Source organism: Peribacillus sp. P4_C12 (genome assembly GCF_056402095.1).
Map to the genome: position 1 here is coordinate 1 of NZ_JBFUIB010000469.1, position 2806 is coordinate 2806.

2 protein-coding genes are annotated in these 2806 nt (G+C 36.8%); one reads left to right on the forward strand and one right to left on the reverse strand.

Annotated features, from left to right (window positions below):
* On the forward strand, positions 1 to 2385 hold a 2385-nt coding region (locus tag AC1DUW_RS25040; protein WP_477643741.1), incomplete at its 5' end, for a hypothetical protein.
* A gap of 257 nt (positions 2386 to 2642) precedes the next feature.
* On the opposite strand, the gene AC1DUW_RS25045 is transcribed toward AC1DUW_RS25040, so the two are convergent.
* Positions 2643 to 2806 (reverse strand): IS3 family transposase (locus AC1DUW_RS25045; protein WP_477643742.1); only part of this gene is annotated, 164 nt, incomplete at its 5' end.

The window sequence follows — 2806 nt, forward strand, 5'->3', positions numbered from 1 at the left end:
CTATACTTTCTTTACTCCAGCCATCTTGCAAATTTAGTGGCAATACCTGTTGGATGTTTACTCATTGTCCATACGAATAGCTCGCCGTTTCTATATGTTACGCAACTATTGATATATATCTTAAGTGCCTTGCGTACGAAAGTGAAATGGGGAAAATACGTCTTTACCTACCTTGGGTTTTCAGTGCTTTTCTTACAAGTGCTTCTGTTTTTATCCAACGTGGAACAAATAAAATTGGTTACTTCGATTTGCTTGATGATTACAGCAGGAATCATTACCATTCTATGGGCAGTATCTAATAAGAACTGGAAAGATATCATGGAATATTACCTCATTCCATTCATTCATTTGGCGGTCAGTGTTTCGATATTTGAAACGGCAATCCGTGATGTCCCACTAAATCGGGAGATCATTTGGGTGGGGTTTGTGACTGTACAGATTGTGTTTTCCTGGTATCTGATTATGAGAAGGAATTGGCAGAACTTTGTTGTGGTTCCTCTTAGCCTCGCTTTCATTTTCTATGCGATGTTTGTAAATAGTTTACCTCTGGTTATGGGGATAGTTGTACTGTTTGCATGTGCAGCTGTGATGGTATTTGCTAGCCAGCGCTATTTTAAAGGGCTAATTAAACAAGAAGGTAAAATGAGGTTCATTGATTATTATAGGGTATACGGCTTGTTATTTTTGATTTATATGAATGTGAAAGTTTTAATGACTGAAACAGGTTATGAAATCCTAGGAATTTTCGTTTCACTATTGTTGCCGAGCTACTTTATCCTGATGAGAGGCTTCACAATTCATGCGAAGGAAAGAAACATCTATTCAGGTATAGCGACTGTCGTCAGCCTATATCCGTTTATGAACATCCAAGATTACGCGCATAGACTCCCGATTTTTACGAGTATGGCTGTTCTTTTCGTCTGTATGATAGGGATGTTGTTGCTAAGCAGACGCTATTCCAAAGGACTAATCAAGAAGAACGGATCAGGCACCACAATTGATCCTTTTAGGATTTACGGTTTGTTATTTTTGATTGATATGAATGTGGAAGTGTTTACGAATGAAACAAAATATCAGGTGCTTCAAGTCTTAGTATCGCTCTTGATAACAGGCTACTTCATATTACTGAGAAGCTTTACTGGCGAACTAAATGAACGGAAAATCTATTCCAATATTGCAGCAATCGTCAGTCTGTATCCTTTCTTAAGCATTATGAACTATGTTCACACCCTATCGATTGTATTAGGATTGATTGTTCTTTTCATCTGTATGTTAGGAATGGTAATGCTAAGCCGTCGCTATTTCAAAGTATTAATTAAGAAAGAAGAAACAGGCGCAACGATTGATGCTTTCCGGATTTATGGTCTTTTATTTTTGCTGGCCATGAATAGAGAAGTACTAGTGAATGAAACGACATATCAGTTACTGCAAGTCTTTGTATCACTCTTGATAACGGGCTACTTCATCCTGATGAAAAGCTTTACAAGTAATGTGAAGGAAAGAGATATCTATGTATGGCTTGCTGGAATTCTAAGTTTGTATCCGTATTGGATCATCATTAAGTATGCAGACACGTTAGCTCTTCCGATTGGCATCACGGTCCTTTTCGGATGTACGACCATAATGGTGATACTAAGCAAGAGATATTTTAAAGGGATACTAACGAAAAGCGAAATTGGCCTTAGTATGGATTTTTACCGGGTATATGGGCTGCTGTTTCTTTTTGCAATGAATATAGAGGTTCTGATGAGTGGATCAGTACATTTCATTCTAGAAGTTTTCGTAGCACTTCTGATTCCGGCCTATTTCATCTTGATGAGAAGCACGACGACTGATCGAATGGAAAGAAAAATCTATTTGGCTGCCGCTATATTGCTTAGTTTGTATCCGTATTGGGTCATCGTCAATCAATTTTCGATTCCTGCTGTCCTCGAGGTAGAGACCGAGATTCTGCCACTGTTTATTGTCAGTACTATATTATTGAGAAAAATCTTTGTTAAATGGAAAACTACGCAATATATCGAGATTGGAATTGTCTTTCTCTTGTTTTTAGTCTTGATAGGTGATGCAATGGCAAGCAATACCTTAAATGATGCACTTATTATCGGAACGATTTCATTATCAGCATTGCTCTTTGGATTCATGATGAAATACAAATCATATTTCATAGTAGGGACAGGGACAATTTTATTCAATATTTATATGAATACGAATTCGATGTGGAGTGAGATGCCATGGTGGCTGTATTTGATCATCGGCGGAGGGGTGCTTATCGGAATTGCTTCCTTTTTTGAATGGAAAAAACAAAAAGACAATAGGACATCGAAGGAAGTTCTTGAGAAAAATAAACAAAGAATTAAAAATTGGTTCAATCGATGGAATTAATAGAGCTTAACTAAACTAAGGCAGTAGCCAAAGGCTTTTGCTTGAAGGAGTAAGAAATGAAATTTTCAGTATGATTCAGTTAAAGTGCCTCCTTTAGTAAAGGGGGCACTTTAACATTGGTGCATCTATTATTGATGAAATTCATATTTCGGGTGATAGCCAACTATAAACTTCTTTTCATTTCACAAAAGGGTTCATGTAAAATAAAAAGGGCCTTCAATTTGAAGTGAACCCAAAAAGTTAGACACTTTATTTAATTAGGCAACCTTGAGGGCATGAATCCGGTAATCTACCGGGCTCATGCCTTTTAATTTTACCTTGATTCGTTGATGATTGTAGTAATGGATATATTCCTCTAATTCTTGTTTGAAATGCTCCATGCTTTCAAATTCTTGAAGATAGAGTAATTCGGATTTTAATA